Raw genomic sequence first — 16,343 nt, forward strand, 5'->3', positions numbered from 1 at the left:
TCGATTAGCAATATTTTAATATGTAATGGAAGCGCATTCACGAATGTGGAGGTTTATGGTACAGTATCGGTAAGCTATCGCTTCATAATGATTAGGAGGTGTCGTTTGCGTTTTCGGAGCAAAATGATTCTGTCCTTCTTTGTTGTCATTAGTCTAACAGCCGCAATTATGGGCTATTCGTATTATCAAATCATGAGCGATGAATGGAAGACATCGACCTTGCAAGGATTGGAACGGCTGACCGAGCAAGCCGTTAACACACTGAACCTGCACTTGAAGACCGTAGGCAACATCGGTCTGGGCTATTTCATGGATATTTCCTTGCAAAAGTTTCTGGAAGGCCCGCCCACCTTTGAAGAACAGCAGTATTACCGCAATAAGCTCGAAGGACAGCTTATTCAAAATCCGCTCATCTCATCCATTACAGTCGCCCGATTAGACGGCGAGCAGTATTCCAGCACGTACTATTACAAACCCGAATTACGCACCCTCATGAAGGAAGAGTTGAATCGAGTCGGAGAGCTCGCACATCAGCAGGATGGCGTCCCCTTGTGGATGGTGTCCCTCACGACAACGAGAAGCTCGCTTAAACCGGTCAAGACGGTCAGCTACGTACAGCAGCTGAAACGGATCACATCCCGTTCCCAGCATCCCGTAGGCATTCTAAAGATTGATATGAACCCTGCTATATTAAGCAATGCATTAGCCGGCTTAAGCGATTCGGATGGAAGCACGTATTACATAACCGATTCCGAGGGTATCGTTATCTTTGCGGAAGATGATTCGCTTATTGGACAATCGATTGCCCAAGAACCGATTTTTCAAGCTTACAGAAAGTCCGCGGGTCAAAGCGGTACAATCCACTACCGTTTTCAGGAGCATAACAAGACCTATATTGGCTTTTATCGCAAAATAAACTATGATGACTGGATCGTTCTAGGACGAGCGCCGATCGATCGCATTATGCAGAAGGTCAACACGTTCGGCAAGACTGTCATTCTTATTGCATTCGTCAGTTTCCTGATCGCGATGCTGCTGGCGTCGATCATTTCCGCAAGCGTTACCCGTCCCTTAAAATTATTAAACAAAAAAATGAAGCAAGTTGAAATGGGCGACCTCCGAGCGTTTATCGCCGTTAAGGGCAGCGATGAATTAGCAACGATTCAGCATAGCTTCAACAAGATGACCTCCGAAATCAGGGCGCTTATCACCAAGGTCTACGAAACCGAATTGCTTAAGAAGGAAGCTGAGATCAAGGCGCTGCAAACACAGATCAACCCCCACTTCTTATATAATACGCTCGGAACGATTGACAGCATTGCAGCCATCAACGGCGAGACGCGCATCGGCCATATTTGCCAGTCTCTGGGCAGCATGCTCCGCTATAATCTCAATGGCGGGAGCTTCGCAACGATACGGGAAGAGCTCCTTCAGCTTAATCAATATTTATCCATATACCGCATACGTTTCGTTGATCAATTCCACTATGAGATGCAGGTCGACGATGGGATCCAAGAGCTTACGATTCCCAAATTTCTGCTTCAGCCGCTCATCGAGAATGCGATCATTCATGGATTAGAGCCGAAAATCGGCTATAAACAGGTCAGCATTCGTATTCAGCATGTGGATGATGATCGAATCGAGTTCATGATCAGCGATAATGGCATTGGCCTCGATGCTGTGTCGCTTCAATCCCTGCAGCAGCGTTTGACGGCATCGACCGATTTCATTCCGGCGCGCACATCCTCCCGGACGATGATAGGGTTATCGAATGTGATGAGCCGAATCAAGATGTATTACGGATGCGATCCCTTCGTTCAAATCAGGAGTAAACCCGATGTGGGCACCAGCATTAGCTTTCGAATCCCGAAGGAAATGACAGGAGGCGTTCTACATGAAGGTCATGATCGTCGAGGATGAACCCTTGCTTCGTCAAGGGCTGATAAGCAAAATCAAATGGCAGTCCCTCAACCTCCAGCTCGAGGGTGAAGCCGGCGATGGGATTGAAGCTCTTCATAAGCTTGAAGAATGTAAGCCGGATATCGTGTTAACCGATGTGAGGATGCCAGGCATCGATGGCCTGCAATTTATCCAGAGAGCTCGTCAGGACTATCCGCGCATCAAATTCGTCATAATTAGCGGCTATGGCGAATTTGATTATGTCCGTGAGGCCATGAAGCACAGTGTGAAGGATTATTTGCTCAAACCTGTTGATGGCGAGATGCTGAATCATCTGCTGTTCGAGCTTCGCGAAGAGCTCCATAGGGAGCAAATCGAGGATCATAACCGCATCCATCTAGAAGAGCTTGGCCAGCTTTATTTGCGCGGCAACCTGCAATCAACGGATCACATACTGACCCGCTTCCTTACCGATCCGGATCTGGAGCATTCCTTGGAAGGTCTACCGCCGAGCCTCACTAAGCGAAGGTACTTCACAGCTGCAACAGCCAAGATTGCTTACCGCCGGGATGAGCAGGATCAATGGGAGCAGGATTGTTCGTTAGCTCGTTTCTCGGTTCATAATGTTATGCAGAATGGACTCTCTGCTGCATCCCCTGAAGAAGCAAGTCTCACCGTCTTTAAGCATGCTCATAAACTCGACGAGGTCATCCTTTTCTTCGGGTATGAAGAAGAAGTGACGATGTACAAGGTGAAGAAGAATTTGCATCTTCTCTTGGAATGGATTCAAGAAAATCTCGGAATCCATCTATCCATTGGCATTGGAGCTGCCAAAGAATCATACCAGCTTCTTCCACTCGCCTATATGGAATCGCAGAAAATGTTAAAGAACCGTCTCCTGGATGGAGACGGCAAGCTGTACTGTGCAGATGATGCGAGACCGGCTCCCATCACTGCTTCTCCCCTGCTGAATGAACATACCGGGCGAATGCTGCTTGGTTTACTAGAAGCCGGTAAGCATATCACGTTTATGAATGCTGTAGAAGAGCTTATGCGGGGATCGCTGGATTCGGATAACCGCTATGAGCATTTTGAATATTTATACACAGAAGTCATCCATATCATTCGAAAGCATGCCTATAAAAGCGGCGTCCAGCTTCCGATAACAGCTCTCTCCGCCCCACTAGCCGATCTGGAGTTTGCATCGGACTGGTTGGATGTGAAAGCCCTCCTGGAAGATCAACTGAACGGTCTGGCGGAGCTGACAACGGACCGGTTCGGAGACCGTTCATCCGATGCCATTATTGATAGTGTTCGTCAGTACGTTAGCCAGCATTACGCTGAAGAACTGACCCTGCAGTGGGTCTCGGACACTTACTTCATTCATCCGAATTATTTCTCCAGGCGCTTCAAACAAATCACCGGCAGCTGCTTCAATGATTACTTGACCCGGATACGTGTCGAGCGATCCAAGGATTTGCTCGCAACGACGACACTAAGGATTAATCTCATTTCCCAAATGGTCGGTTATGAGGACCAGAACTATTTTTGCAACGTATTTCGAAAAGTGACCGGCAGCAGCCCAACCTGTTACCGCAAAGAGAATTCATGATCCAACACCCGGCACAGTCGATCCATCATAAGATCGGTATCCTCTTTGGTGACAATCAATGGCGGCATGAGCCGAATGGTTGAGGGGTTAGGCGCATTAATGAGCAGCCCTTCCTTCAAGCAGCCTGCCGCGATCTCGGGGGCCTTTCTATCTTCCATATCGAAGGCCAGCAGCAAACCTTTGCCGCGGATATTCGTCAGCCGGTATTGATCGGCAACGTTCTGCAGCCGTTCTAGGATATATTGACCCTGAATGTCCGCATTCAATGACAGCTGCTTGTCGATGACTTCCTTCATGACAGCAAGGCCCACCGCCATTGCCAATGGCTGTCCGGAGTAAGTCCCCCCCTGATCGCCGGCTTCGAATAGATTGAATGCTTCTTTCACTAATAAAGCCGACAAGGGGAAACCGCCGCCGATGCCTTTGCCAAGTGTCATCACGTCAGCTTGAATACCGTAATGCTCGTAGGCAAACAGCTTACCCGTTCTTCCGATTCCTGTCTGAATCTCATCGAAGATCAGCATAATACCATGCTTATCACATATTTGACGCAAGGCGGCCAAGTAATCCGCATCGACAGCATGTACGCCGCCCTCGCCTTGCACGAGCTCCAGCATGATGGCACACGTGTTCGGATTGATCGCAGCAAGAACCGCTTCAACATCATTCAAGGGAACGTGGCGGAAGCCAGGCAGCTTCGGTTCATATAGCTTCTCCCATTGCTTCTTGCCGGTCGCGGACATCATGGCAAGCGTACGCCCATGAAAGCCGTTGACTGTCGTGATGATTTCATGGGCACCGCCAAGGTTGATGGAGCCGTGCTTCCGTGCGAGCTTAATAGCACCTTCATTAGCTTCCGCACCGCTGCTGGCGAAGAACACGCGGTCGAAGCAAGAAACATCGGTCAAGAGCTTAGCCAGCTCGATCATCGGTTTATTGAGGAAGGACGGGCTTGCATTCACCAGCAGAGATGATTGAGCAGTCAACGCATCGCGAATAACCGCTGGAGAATGTCCCAAACAAGTTACTGCCCATCCCCCGATAAAATCCAAATAGCGGTTGCCTTCCATATCCCACAAATACATGCCATCCCCGCGCTCCATTACCAGCTCCGGCCGAACGGCCGTGTATAAGATCGTGTTCTTTGCATCGGAGAGCAGCTGAGCCGTCTCCACTTTCCCCTTCATATCCATGTCACCTTCAACTCCTGTACGCGATAATGCATTATTATACTCACATATGTATTTTTATACAATATATTTTTAGCCTGCCTTATGAAGCTGTGCAGCAAGACTAGAGTATAGCTGTTCTTTACCTTGCTGTTATCAGATTGTTGCCCCTATGATGAAACAAGAAATAAGTGGATGATATGCCTGGTTATGGAGTGAAGTGCATTGAACATACCTCTGCGACAGTATTGGCGGCTGCTGCGCAACTATTTACAAGACCAGCGACGTAAGCTTGTCCTGCTTGCTTTTCTTCTTCTGCTGGGAATTGCACTGCAGCTGTGGAATCCTCAAATCGTACGAAACTTTATCGACAGCGCCTTACAACCTGACGTCTCGGTCAGCTACCTAATCGGAAGTGCCCTGCTTTTCATTGTGATTGCACTTATGAATCAGATCACCTCTGTATCGGCTAGCTATCTTGGCGAACAGATTGGATGGGGAGCAACGAATGGGCTTCGCAGCGATCTCGCCAAGCATTGCCTGAACCTGGATCAATCCTTCCATAAAGAAACAACCAGCGGTGAAATGATACAGCGCATTGACGGCGATGTGAACGCTCTATCTAATTTCTTCTCGAGCTTTGTCTTTGTTCTGATTGCCAACCTTCTCCTGATTATGGGCGTGCTTGCGTTATTGTTTCGCGAGAATCTGTATCTGGGCATAGGAATGAGCGGATTTGTTCTGCTGTCCCTATTTGTTTTACAGCGAATTCGAGCGAAATACACACCCGTATGGGTCAAGTTAAGCGAGGTACAGGCTGAATTCTATGGTTTTCTCGGCGAGCACCTTGCTGGAACGGAGGACACTCGTGCGAATGGAGCAAGCGGATATGTCATGCACCGCTTTCATCAGCTGTTGAAAAAGAGATTTCCTATCATTTTCAAAGCCTCGTTAGGCGGATATTCCATGTGGGTGTCCACGATATTTATGTTTTCACTCGGACGTTCAATGGCCTTACTTTTCTGTGGTTATTTGTGGGCGACCGGTTCGATGAGTCTTGGTACGATCTATCTGGTCTTCACCTATACCGAGCTGCTCAATCATCCGCTAGAACAAATTCGAAATCAGATTCAAGATCTACAGAACGCTGACGCCAGTATAATAAGGGTAAATCAATTATTTGAAACCCAAACCGCACTGAAAGAACCCGCTGCTCCTTTACGGCTCCCGGAAGGTGCGCTCTCAGTCAAGTTCACCGATGTTTCATTCGCGTATAAGGGCGATGACCGTGAAGACGTATTGCAGCATGTCGATTTCGAGCTCCATCCAGGTCAGGTGCTCGGATTGCTTGGGCGTACAGGAAGCAGCAAGAGCACGCTTGCTCGGCTGCTGGTTAGATTTTACGATACAGGTGCAGGCTCAATCAGCCTGAATGGAACCGACATCCGCGATGTCGCTTTGTCTGACTTAAGGAGCCGAATCGCGATGGTGACACAGAATATCCAGCTGTTCCAAGCGTCCGTCCGCGATAACCTAACCCTCTACGACAAATCGGTCTCGGATGAACGGCTGTACGATATCCTAACAGAGCTGGGACTCCGTTATTGGGTCGATTCGCTTGAAGAAGGGCTTGATACGCTGCTTGTATCCGGGGTAGGATTGTCCGCAGGAGAAGCGCAGCTGCTTGCATTCGCACGGGCCTTTCTTAGCGAACCGGACCTCGTTATCCTCGATGAAGCTTCGTCCAGGCTTGACCCCGCCACAGAGACTCAAATCGAACAGGCGATCGATAAGCTGCTAGCGGGGAGGACGGCCATCATCATTGCTCATCGGCTGTCGACGATTAATCGTGCGGATAACATTCTCATTCTTGATGCAGGGGCACCTGTCGAATTCGGCCCGAGATCAGATCTTGCAGCTAGTCCCGAATCAAGATTATACAAGCTGCTCCAGACTGGTGCGGGGGAGGTGCTAGTATGAAGGAATTGTCTACCTGGCGCTACTTATGGAGACTCATTCGCTATCGTCCCATACTCTATTCCGCTAATGCTGTTCTGTGGGCGGGTGTACATTTAATTCCGCTTCTTCCCGGATTGATCATTCAGCAGTTTTTCGATACTTTATCGGGCAAGGCAACCTGGTCATTCAGTGCCGCCGGATTAGCTGTTTTATTAATGGTGACAGCATCCGCGCGGATCATTAACATCTATGCAGGAGCATTCACAGATACCATCCACAGATACAGTATCAGCGCTTTAATCAGGCGGAATATGCTTCATTGGATTTTGCAGCAGCCGGCCGCTTCTGCGATTCCCTGCTCCCCCGGCGAAGCCATTACATCCTTTCGAGACGATGCGGAGCAAGCGGAGAATGCGATCAGCTGGACGCTCGACTTGATCGGTAAGACTCTGTTTGCGGGTACCGCGATCTTTATTCTTCTGCTAGTGGATGTGCAAATAACCTGTTTTGTTTTCCTGCCCATCGTTCTAGTCGTCTCGCTTACTCAAATCGCGTCCAAGAAGCTTCAAGCCTATCGAGCGGTAAGTGAAGGTAGAGCTCGGCGGAACCCAGCGGATGCTCGACAAGCTCTCCACTAAAATCGGATACTTCGCCGAGCTCTTCCAATTCCTCTTTTCCAGCAGTTTCAAGCTGCGTTAGATCATAATTTGCAGGTAGCGATTCAATGTCGACATAGTATTCCGGATTGCTGCTGAGAGACAGACGTCCTTTGGCAGTATCGAAAGAAAACTTTTCGAATACGTATAAGGAAAAGCCTTCACCTTGATGCAAAGCGGCCGTGTGTGACTGGTTACCCTCACCAGTCATCAAATCAAAGGTTTCGCTCTGGGCACGTGTTGCTGCGGGAGCTTGCTCGTTCTCAATTGCAGGAGCCGTGACCGCCTCATTAGTCGGTGATAATGTTTCAGGGCCGGCGGAAGGCTCAGTTGCTCCTGAGCATGCTGTAAGCGATAGAACCATGACGAAAATCGAGATTTTCGTGAAAGCAGGAGCCTTTTGATTCATGTTTGATCACGCCTTTCTTTCTTTAGTCCATGCACAATTCATGATTGCAGTCGATGATTAGATCACCACTGCTTTCACGATATCTGCTTTCGAATAGTGTCCATTGAGTACTGTTGCGGCAACTTCATTTTGTGTTTCGTTAAAATAATATGATTAATTATGAGTTATTACCCATGTAAGGGATTAGAAACGCAAACTACGAAAGCTTGTGTCTGCTAAGCACTCCTCTTGAAATCTCTCCCAGGCTTGTTGCCGTTATGTGAACATACAACGGGCAACCCACCCTTTGCTAAATAAGTGGACACTTAGAAAGGCTATGGGTTTACGACAAGAAGCGCCGCCCTTCTCTTCATCGTAATCGACAATAAAGTAGAACATCACGTTCGCTGACGCGCCTACCAACTTGGGGATTATCTGGTTTTTCTCAAAGCAGCACGACTCGATCACGGATATGTATGTGCAAGCGAAGCTGAAATTTCAGGCTGTTCTAGATCAAGTCTTTCCGGAATACCATGGTTGTTTGGAGACCTGAATGCAAGAGTTTCGTTTAGTCGGCAAAAGCTAACAAAGAGGAACTCTTGCGTTCAGCGGGACGATCCAAGAACAAGCTCAGCTATATCCGGAACGTCGCCGAACGGGCAAAAGAAGGTTTGCTTGACTTTCAAGTATTTAGAGAGCTGGATGACGAGGAAAGGATAACATCGAAATTCAGGAATTCGTGAATGATTCCTATTAAATGTAATATACGTATGTTTACAATTGTTTGAACCATTATTAAATTTGTTTAAATAAATAAAGGTCCGTAAAGTATATTTATGAAGGTATCTTATATGAAAGGTGTGTTTACAAGCATGGGATTGGGAAAACGTTTGACCCTATCTGTCGTTTATCTCCTCTGTGTGTCAATGTTGATGCCTGTCATTGCCAGTGCAGCATATTACAACACTTACACCGACGTCGCAAAGCTCAACAATGCAAATAGCGCTTACGCAGCACAGGGATTCGCCGTAGGTTCTTCCTACACTTATTCCGTAAAAGTTAACAGTGACAACACGAAAGCAGTTATTTACCGCACCAAAATGAGCGACGGAAGCACTACGCTCATGACAAACGGTGATAATGGAAAAACATACGCCACCTATCTCGGCCATGCAAACGATGTGGTACTCAGCACAATCGACGGAGATTATTATATGTTTATCGTTACCATGAACGCCGGAAGCATGAGTCTCGTAAAATTGAAGTATGTTGGGACGAAATATTACAAAGTTGGTAACTACACCATTAAATACAATGGTGCAAACAAGGCAATGTCAGGGGTGAAAATTACCAGCAAGAATACTAGCAACATCAGCTTTCTCTTCAAATCCGGTCGAACCCTTTACAGAGGAACCCTTCCACTGACTGCCAACAGCGGCACAATTAATGTAACTAACAGCTTTAGCTTAAATATAGAAGATGCGCTGGTAAACGGCAAGAGGATCTCCAACATCTCTTCGTATGCATTCCAAGGTTTCGGTTATTATAACAATACCATATACATACCGATGACCTATAAGAACATCAGCATTGTACTTGTTTATCGTAATATATCTACTGCATCGGGAACGATCCAAGCGGATGATAATCTGTCGTTCCGTATTACGTCCTCTGCATACTCAGATCTTTTTGAGATTGAGGGTGTCGGAATCGCCAATGGGGATCAACTCTGGTTCAACACCAATCGAAGAACGAAACCGGGGGATACCGCTCACGACGGGGTGCACTATTTTAAGAACTACAGCGCCTCTAACTAATAAAATAGGCCTGCGGCATTCGCTGGGGCAATTGAAAAAGAAGGTTTCCCTGGAGCAGTGGAACGAAATTCCTCCTACGTAACGTAGGAGGAATTTCTATATTTATGACATTCCTGTACTTCTTTTTGATTATGAATGGAAACTTTTTTTGTCATGACGGACGACTCCTCCCTGAATAGCCTCTCGGCATATGACCACTACAGGCAAAAAGGTGAAAAACCGCCAATCCGGTACAAGGAAAAGCCCGCCATGGTATTCATTACCTTGACGGGCTTCCTATCAGGGTTTCATTACCGGCTAACGGCAGATTAGTTGGATGCAACCTCCCAAAGCATTGCCGGTCCCGTAATCCCGCCTGTGCCCAATTCATCCAATATCGCATTGCCTACATCAACGACGACTAAATTGGACTCTCCGAATTCGATAGCGTTCGTTGCATCAAACTCCCATGGCGACGTTAACCCGCTGCCCTTTTTCACTAACGGCAGCTCCTGCCCGTTCATCCAAACCCTGGCCGTCTCGTCGATGCTGCTGAACCAAAGGTGGATCGGATTGCCGTTGTCGAAATTCTTGTCTACCTGTACTTCCGTCCGGTACCATGCGTGGCCTTTGTAATAGCGCAGTCCTTGGCTGGACCAGGTTTCGGAATGCGTCTTCAGCTTCATCCACGACTTCGTTCCCAAGCCGGGTTTCCACAAACCTAACAGATCTCCGTTATCGTGCGGGAACAGCATAACATTCCACTCGTCGGGCATTTGGGCGACTACCCGCTTTCCTCCGGTAACGCGCTGTTCTCCTTCCGTCACTAAATTCTTCCAAAAGATATCGGTATACAGAAATGATGCCCACGGATTTAAAATGACAGGCGAATGGAATACGGCTTCATTCCGGAGCGCATAAATTCGGTCAAACTGCTCTTTGGCCTTCACAAAATCCAAGCGATTGATGTTATCCATCATGCCGAGGAAGTTGTCGCCGAAGCTGTAAGCAAGCCGCACCATCGCAACGCGTTTGCCGTATACCGGATCGTTCGATTTATTCGCTTCCTTCTCGGCCATGCTTAGCGTTTTCTCCATTTCCTTCCTGACCTTGTCCGTCAAAATGTGAGGGAAATCATAGATGTTTCCGACAAAGTAATCGGCGTTTGCAAAAGCCTGCTCAAGCGTTTCAAAATGCTCCCGCATCGACTCGGCCGCTGGACCGTACAAGTTCGTATAGTAATCGTCCAGCAAAGCCTCGACATCCAGATCCGGATTCCACATCATCTTGGCCGCCAGATAAAGCCCTGGACCATGATAGGCCCAAGCCGGCAAGTTTTCGGCGCGAATGCCGGCGATGCCGTTCTGCTTGTAATACTTAAACTCGCTGGACACCTGATCGACCATCGAAAAGGGAAGGCCCGGATCGGCAAGGTTATAGAGATACTGGTAAATCTGCGGTTCAACCCCTAATTTCCGCCAGCCGTCGATTATCTCTTTTAGGTGACCGCGCTCCCAAGAAAGTGGATTGTCTATGGCATGGTAGCGGTCTACCGTAATCGAAGCGATGACCGGGATGAGTCTGGGATGCGGTTTCCACCGAACCGGCGGTTGGTAGTAAGTGTCATAAGCGGTAAAGCCGATGCTGACATCCGAATATCCGGCCTGCTCAAGCTGCTCCAAAACAAGATTGATAAATTTCACGTACCGATCCGTTAACGACAAGGTGTCGTGCGTTGCATCCAAGTCATTCCCATCCCATTCAGGGTGAGGCTGAAGCACCTTTACAAGACCGTCGTTCGGTCCCATACTCAACACTTTAAGATTGGGATCTTGCTGCAATTTCTTTAGCGAGCTCTGTACGACACAGGCCAGAACGTCAGGCTTCGTGACGTCAAATTGATTCGTCGGTTGTCCGTTCTCGTTCGGCAGATACAAATCGGGCCGATCCTTTGCGCTGATGGTGCACGGAATGCCATGCGTTCCGTAAAACTTTTGATTCAGCCTCATATGCTCAACCCAAGGCTTGCCTTCATTCAAATTGACGCCGTTCGGAAGTCCGGGAGGTTTCTGATAGGCTTCGGTTGCTTGCATCGCCCTGACCGAAAAACCCGGGTGCTGAATCGTATCTTGCATTGGAAGCGCTATCGTTTTCTTCGACGGGATTACCGTGCCAATGTCTCCGGGCATGAACCATCGTACGCCAATTTGCTCAAGAAGCTCAAAGGCCGCGAATAACGTTCCTTGATCCGAGAGCCCATACAATTGGATGGAATCCGCCGCCGCTGCTAAACGGAAAGATGCGGGATCATCTCCGCCTTGACTGATGGTATTCAAGTCGATTTCGGGTGTTGCCCCTCCGATATAAATTTTCGTTCCGGTTGCCTCTTCCTCATTCGTTACAATGGGAAGCTCGGCCCCGGATATGCTTTTGATGTAATTCACCAGCTCCGTTGCCGCCTTCTTCTCCAATGCCGAAGCATATACCGTCGTCACAACGGTTGCTGAAGGGTTGCCGTCGCTCACAAGCATAACGCCTTGTTCTGCGCCATCTTGCCCATGCTTCGTTGTTGTCTCGTCCGCCAAGCTCTGGTTATTGGCGCTCGCCTGTCCAGCCGCCATAAGCAGCGGGGTTACGGCCAAAACAAAAATCAACAGCAAAACGAACCTTTTTCCTTTCAAAATCAAATTGATTCCTCCTTTTTTTGATGCCTCCCGGAATGGTCATTCCGGAAGGCTCGGCCTGATGGCCAGAATTTTTATTGTTTCACCCCCGATAAAGGGAGTGTGAACAATCATTCAACATTACTTCGATTTGTTCGAAGCCGATATCCAAAACGCTGCCGACCCGCAAAACCAAAAAAATGACGATCGTCGTAGTAATGCTGGGAAGCGAAATATACCATATTTTTTGCAGCCGGTTGGCCCCGTCGATCGTGGCCGATTCATAAAGGGACGGGTCCACGGACGTAAGCGCGGCCAGGTAAATAATCGTTCCCCATCCGAGCTCCTTCCATATTTCCGCGGAAACCAGTATTGTCCGAAAATATTCGGGCTTAAGCAGGAAATGAATCGGCTCTCCGCCGAAATCGACGACCAGCCGGATAACCCAGCCTGACGATGGGGACAGCGTGTTGATAATGATGCCGGCGATAACGACCCACGATATGAAGTGCGGCAAATACAGCACCGTTTGGGCGACTCTTTTGAACAGCAGATTCCGAATTTCGTTCAGCAGGATAGCCAGCAAGATCGGTGCGGGAAATCCGACAGGACTTGATAGAAGCTTATAATTAACGAATTTCGTAAAATCGTGAAGAAATCGTCCGACTGGAAAAGATAGCGGAAATTTTCGAAACCAACCCATTCGCTTCCCCATATGCCTTCAGCAAATTAAAATCCTGGAACGCAATGACGATGCCTCCGAGAGCGCATCGCAAGCCAGGTTACTCGCAAACGATTTCGACCACTCGCACATGGTCCAACCCGTTCGTAGAGATGATCTCCAGACGGAGCGTCTTCAGATTTTTCAGCGTTGCCGGCAGATGAATCATTCGTTGATAATTGTCCTTGATATGTGCGATTTCCGTCCTCCCTTGTTCACCATGCGCAATCAGCTTAAACTCCTTCAGCGTTTCGGCTTGCGGCCGCCCCCACTGCATATGATTCTGAAGCACGTCCAAATGACATAGCATCAATAAACGGTGAAGCCCGGTATCCAGTACGATCGTAATCCGGGAAACCGATACCGGCTCCTCCCACTCCAGCTCCAGCCAAGGACTGCCGTCTCCCGGCTCCGTCATCCAGCGATGCGTGCCGGCTGACGTAAGGTCGGGACGTACCCCCTTCTCCCCATGGACCGCGCGAGTATGCCCGTCCACAACATTTCTACATTTTCCTTGCTTTTGCTCGGACGATGCGGAAATCCTGGCAAGCTTCGCGAGATTTCCTTCCAGCTTCATGCCGGGCAAAAAAACCCCCTGCCGAAGCAATTGCTGCTGAGCCTCCTTAACGACGCCGCTTTCGCGCCACGCTTGTTCCAGCGGAAGCTTGCGCTTCACCGCCGTTGCCGCGAACGTTCCAAGCCCTTCCCCCATGACCGCGCAAGTCGCCATGACCCTAGTGCTGGAGAACGCGATATGGGTAGCCGATAAATTGCGGCCTGCGAACATCAGATTCGAAATGTTCCCGCTAATCATCGAACGCAGCGGAATGCCGTAAAGATAAGGCGTAAACGGCTGATTGCACGGCTCCTCGTCTTTCGCATCGATGCCTTGAGGAGGATGGGTATCCATCGACCAGCCGCCGTAAGCGATTACATCATCAAAATCGACGGCCTGCTGAATATCGTTTTGGGTCAGTACGTGCTCGCCGATAAATCGTCTGGACTCTCTTTTGCCCGGAAGGAAGCCGAACCAGTCCAACGCCCAATTTTCGGAATCGGGGTGATTGCCGCTATTTTTGATGTGATCCCACACCCCCAGCATGATCGCAAGCAGCTCGTCACGGATATGTTCGTTATCCTTAATCGTATCCAGCGTGCCGCCGAACTCCACCCACCAATAGCCGAACTCCCAGGCGTCGTGGTTTCTAAACTTCAAATCTTCCTCCGTAAACTTGCGGGCCCATTTCGGCGGGGTAAACGGCATCGGGCGGCCCATATCCTTCGATGTAAACAAAAGGGAGGATCCGAGACGAAAAGCGTCCCTGTTCAGGCTCGCGCCGGACTCGTTAAACTCATGGGTCGCTTCGCGGCCTGTCGTAAAAGCGGCCCCCGCTTCAAATCCCAGTCTGCCGTCGCCCGTACAATCCACAAAAATGTCAGCACGAATCGTAAAGCTTTCCTCCGTACTTTCTCTCACCGCATAAGCGGAACGAATACATGAGCCCTCGACATCGGCTTCGACAACCGTCGTGTTCAGAAGCAGCGTCAAATTCGGTTCAGCGCGGCACTTTTCATATAAGATCAAGTCCAGCATGCTCGCGCTCCGCTGCGGATTTCTGACCGAGCATTCGAGCACGATTTCTTCGATTATGCCGCTTTCTCTGCGCTCCGTCTCCAATTCCTTCCCGATTGTGGATGAGCCAGATATATTCATGCGAATCTCCGACGATGCGTTTCCGCCAAGAACGGAACGGTCCTGGCATAAAATGACCCGGGCTCCGTTGCGAGCCGCAGCCAATGCGCCACCCCCGTCATCCCTCCGCCGGCGATCAAAATGTCCGTGTCCAACATTTTCGTATCAGTCTTCCCCATCATCCATTGACTCCTCTGCATTCTATGATATCTTTAATTACATATTACGATCTTACATTTGCGTATTAGAATTCATAAAATTTCTTTTTCATATCCAAAATTTCACGTCGGACGAGGTGAAGCGAGATGCCTGCAGGTTTGCCCGAATTCGTCTATCATATGTACTGGCTCAAAAAAAATAAATTTCTATTAGAGAAGGATATCTACGTGACTTGGGTTCTTTTTGCGGTGGAGGAAGGGACATTCGAGTACCAAATTGGAGAAAATTACGGAGTGGCCGAGTTCGGAGACGTGGTAGTGTGCCCGCCCCAGATCGCTTTTCATCGAAACGTGCTGACGCCCTTAAGCTTTCATTCCATTACGTTCCTCCTCCCCGAAGGAGAACCGCAAAAGCTTCAGCCCCTTCTAGCGCAGCGGAAAATAAGGCTGCCGCAGATCAGGCGATTGTCCGAAAACTACAGCTGCTTAAGGCAGGCGGATCAGCAAATGTCCTATAGCCTCGATAATCAAAGGCTGAAGCAGCACTATTTGGCGGACATTTGGCTGATGATTGCGCAGCAGGCGATGGAATCCCCCGATACCGAACCTTTACTGGAGCATGACGAACTCATTCGCGATGTCGCGATATATTTGAATCACCATGCCCATGAAACGATCGAAATCCGGGATGTCGCGCAGCGCTTCGGCATGACACCCGTGCAGCTTATCCGCAGATTCAAAAACGCCTACGGCGTCAACCCTCTGCAATATCTAACGTCGATTCGAGTAAAACAGGCATGCAGGCTGTTGCTGGTAACGGAGTGGACGCTCGATGTCATAGCGGGAAGATGCGGCTACGAGAACGGCTTCTATCTCAGCCGGGTGTTCCGCAAGGTAATGGGCGTGAGCCCGTCCGAATTCCGCAAGCAAAACCGGTATTAGCGGCGAAAGCGGCAACAGTTTAACCTTATCGTTCCCATTAGCAGTGAACTGACGGTAATGGGATCATGTCCTTGTCTTAATCGGGAATGAGATAAAGTTCTGTCATCGCCAATTCACAAGAGCTTAATGAACAATGAACCAAACATAAAAAACATCGCCAGCAATATGGGCGATGTTTTTTACAACCGTTTATGATCAGATCGTCAGCTTTTCTTGTCATCATGTGGCAAAGGCGATTTTTTTAGCTTAGAGACATCATCCTCCTTATTTAACTTCAATTACCAGTTATAGGTATTTTCAGCTAATGGCATATTCTCCGTCTATATCACAGGTCCCAATAATGGACAGATATTTCCATATCGGTGCAATCTCCCCGCTTCCGTGGGGGCAGTATCAACGCTGCTGCCCCGCCATAAACTGCCGCACTACATCCGTCGTTGGCGCTCCCTTGACGCCTCCTATCCGCAGAGTCGCCATTGCGCCGCAAGCCGACCCGAAACGGAGACACTCCTCGGCCGACACTCCGTGCAAGGTTGTATACAGAAATCCGGCATTGAAGGAATCTCCCGCGCCTGTCATATCAATCGGCGCTACGTGTAACGCTTCCGCATGAATCCATGTCCCCGAAGGCTCCAACAAAGACGCCCCTCGCTCCCGCGCTTCAAAGCCATAAGCCCCCGCTTCTCA

13 protein-coding genes and 1 pseudogene are annotated in these 16,343 nt (G+C 49.0%); 7 read left to right on the plus strand and 7 right to left on the minus strand.

The features are described from left to right. Positions 1-105: 105 nt before the first annotated feature. Both NNL21_RS25840 and NNL21_RS25845 read left to right on the plus strand, forming a co-directional pair. Positions 106-1,920 carry a sensor histidine kinase gene (locus NNL21_RS25840; RefSeq protein ID WP_204821230.1) on the plus strand — a complete coding sequence of 605 codons (1,815 nt, stop codon included), beginning with the start codon at positions 106-108 and terminating at the stop codon, positions 1,918-1,920. Further along, the gene (locus NNL21_RS25845) at positions 1,895-3,511 is read left to right on the plus strand and encodes a response regulator (RefSeq protein ID WP_204821231.1); all 1,617 of its coding nucleotides are present in this window, start codon (positions 1,895-1,897) and stop codon (positions 3,509-3,511) included. The genes NNL21_RS25840 and NNL21_RS25845 overlap by 26 nt, the downstream gene beginning before the upstream one ends. Here the strand turns inward: NNL21_RS25845 and NNL21_RS25850 are convergent. Then, a complete protein-coding gene (locus tag NNL21_RS25850; RefSeq protein WP_256555477.1) occupies positions 3,490-4,704 on the minus strand; it encodes an aspartate aminotransferase family protein in 1,215 nt (404 codons plus the stop codon). The genes NNL21_RS25845 and NNL21_RS25850 overlap by 22 nt on opposite strands. A gap of 201 nt (positions 4,705-4,905) precedes the next feature. On the opposite strand from NNL21_RS25850, the gene NNL21_RS25855 reads away from it, so the two are divergent. After that, the gene (locus NNL21_RS25855; RefSeq protein ID WP_204821233.1) at positions 4,906-6,660 is read left to right on the plus strand and encodes an ABC transporter ATP-binding protein; all 1,755 of its coding nucleotides are present in this window, start codon (positions 4,906-4,908) and stop codon (positions 6,658-6,660) included. Continuing rightward, positions 6,657-7,277, plus strand: coding sequence for an ABC transporter transmembrane domain-containing protein (locus NNL21_RS25860; protein ID WP_204821234.1), 621 nt, complete (start codon positions 6,657-6,659; stop codon positions 7,275-7,277). Before NNL21_RS25855 ends, NNL21_RS25860 begins: the two co-directional genes overlap by 4 nt. Here the strand turns inward: NNL21_RS25860 and NNL21_RS37060 are convergent. Continuing rightward, the gene (locus NNL21_RS37060) at positions 7,180-7,704 is read right to left on the minus strand and encodes a DUF8580 domain-containing lipoprotein (protein ID WP_507176568.1); all 525 of its coding nucleotides are present in this window, start codon (positions 7,702-7,704) and stop codon (positions 7,180-7,182) included. The two genes, NNL21_RS25860 and NNL21_RS37060, sit on opposite strands and share 98 nt — an antisense overlap. 424 nt (positions 7,705-8,128) lie before the next feature. Here NNL21_RS37060 and NNL21_RS25865 point away from each other — a divergent pair. Beyond that, a pseudogene (locus tag NNL21_RS25865) lies at positions 8,129-8,250 on the plus strand (IS110 family transposase); the annotation flags it as partial. Between the two features lie 284 nt (positions 8,251-8,534). After that, on the plus strand, positions 8,535-9,500 hold the full coding sequence (locus NNL21_RS25870) for a hypothetical protein (protein WP_204821235.1): 966 nt from the start codon (positions 8,535-8,537) through the stop codon (positions 9,498-9,500). A 308-nt stretch (positions 9,501-9,808) separates the two neighbouring features. Here the strand turns inward: NNL21_RS25870 and NNL21_RS25875 are convergent, their stop codons facing one another. The 4 genes from NNL21_RS25875 to NNL21_RS36625 form a co-directional block, all read right to left on the minus strand. Next, complete coding sequence (locus NNL21_RS25875) at positions 9,809-12,166, minus strand: DUF4838 domain-containing protein (protein WP_204821237.1); 2,358 nt, start codon at positions 12,164-12,166, stop codon at positions 9,809-9,811. 79 nt (positions 12,167-12,245) lie between these two features. Continuing rightward, positions 12,246-12,845 carry an ABC transporter permease subunit gene (locus NNL21_RS25880; protein WP_204821239.1) on the minus strand — a complete coding sequence of 200 codons (600 nt, stop codon included), beginning with the start codon at positions 12,843-12,845 and terminating at the stop codon, positions 12,246-12,248. 79 nt (positions 12,846-12,924) lie between these two features. Continuing rightward, entirely contained in the window at positions 12,925-14,631 is a 1,707-nt protein-coding gene (locus tag NNL21_RS25885; RefSeq protein ID WP_256555484.1) for an FAD-dependent oxidoreductase, read from the minus strand. Continuing rightward, positions 14,574-14,738: a hypothetical protein gene (locus NNL21_RS36625; protein WP_256555485.1), complete on the minus strand. Its 165-nt coding sequence runs from the start codon at positions 14,736-14,738 to the stop codon at positions 14,574-14,576. Before NNL21_RS36625 ends, NNL21_RS25885 begins: the two co-directional genes overlap by 58 nt. A 123-nt stretch (positions 14,739-14,861) precedes the next feature. On the opposite strand from NNL21_RS36625, the gene NNL21_RS25895 reads away from it, so the two are divergent. Beyond that, positions 14,862-15,656 (plus strand): helix-turn-helix domain-containing protein, encoded by a 795-nt coding sequence (locus NNL21_RS25895; RefSeq protein ID WP_204821242.1) that lies wholly within the window; start codon positions 14,862-14,864, stop codon positions 15,654-15,656. A gap of 393 nt (positions 15,657-16,049) precedes the next feature. Here NNL21_RS25895 and NNL21_RS25900 read toward each other — a convergent pair whose 3' ends face one another. After that, positions 16,050-16,295, minus strand: coding sequence for a carbohydrate kinase family protein (locus tag NNL21_RS25900; RefSeq protein WP_204821244.1), 246 nt, complete (start codon positions 16,293-16,295; stop codon positions 16,050-16,052). Positions 16,296-16,343: the final 48 nt, after the last annotated feature.

The sequence above is a fragment of the Paenibacillus mendelii genome (genome assembly GCF_024498075.1).
Classification (GTDB): Bacteria; Bacillota; Bacilli; order Paenibacillales; family Paenibacillaceae; genus Paenibacillus_Z; species Paenibacillus_Z mendelii.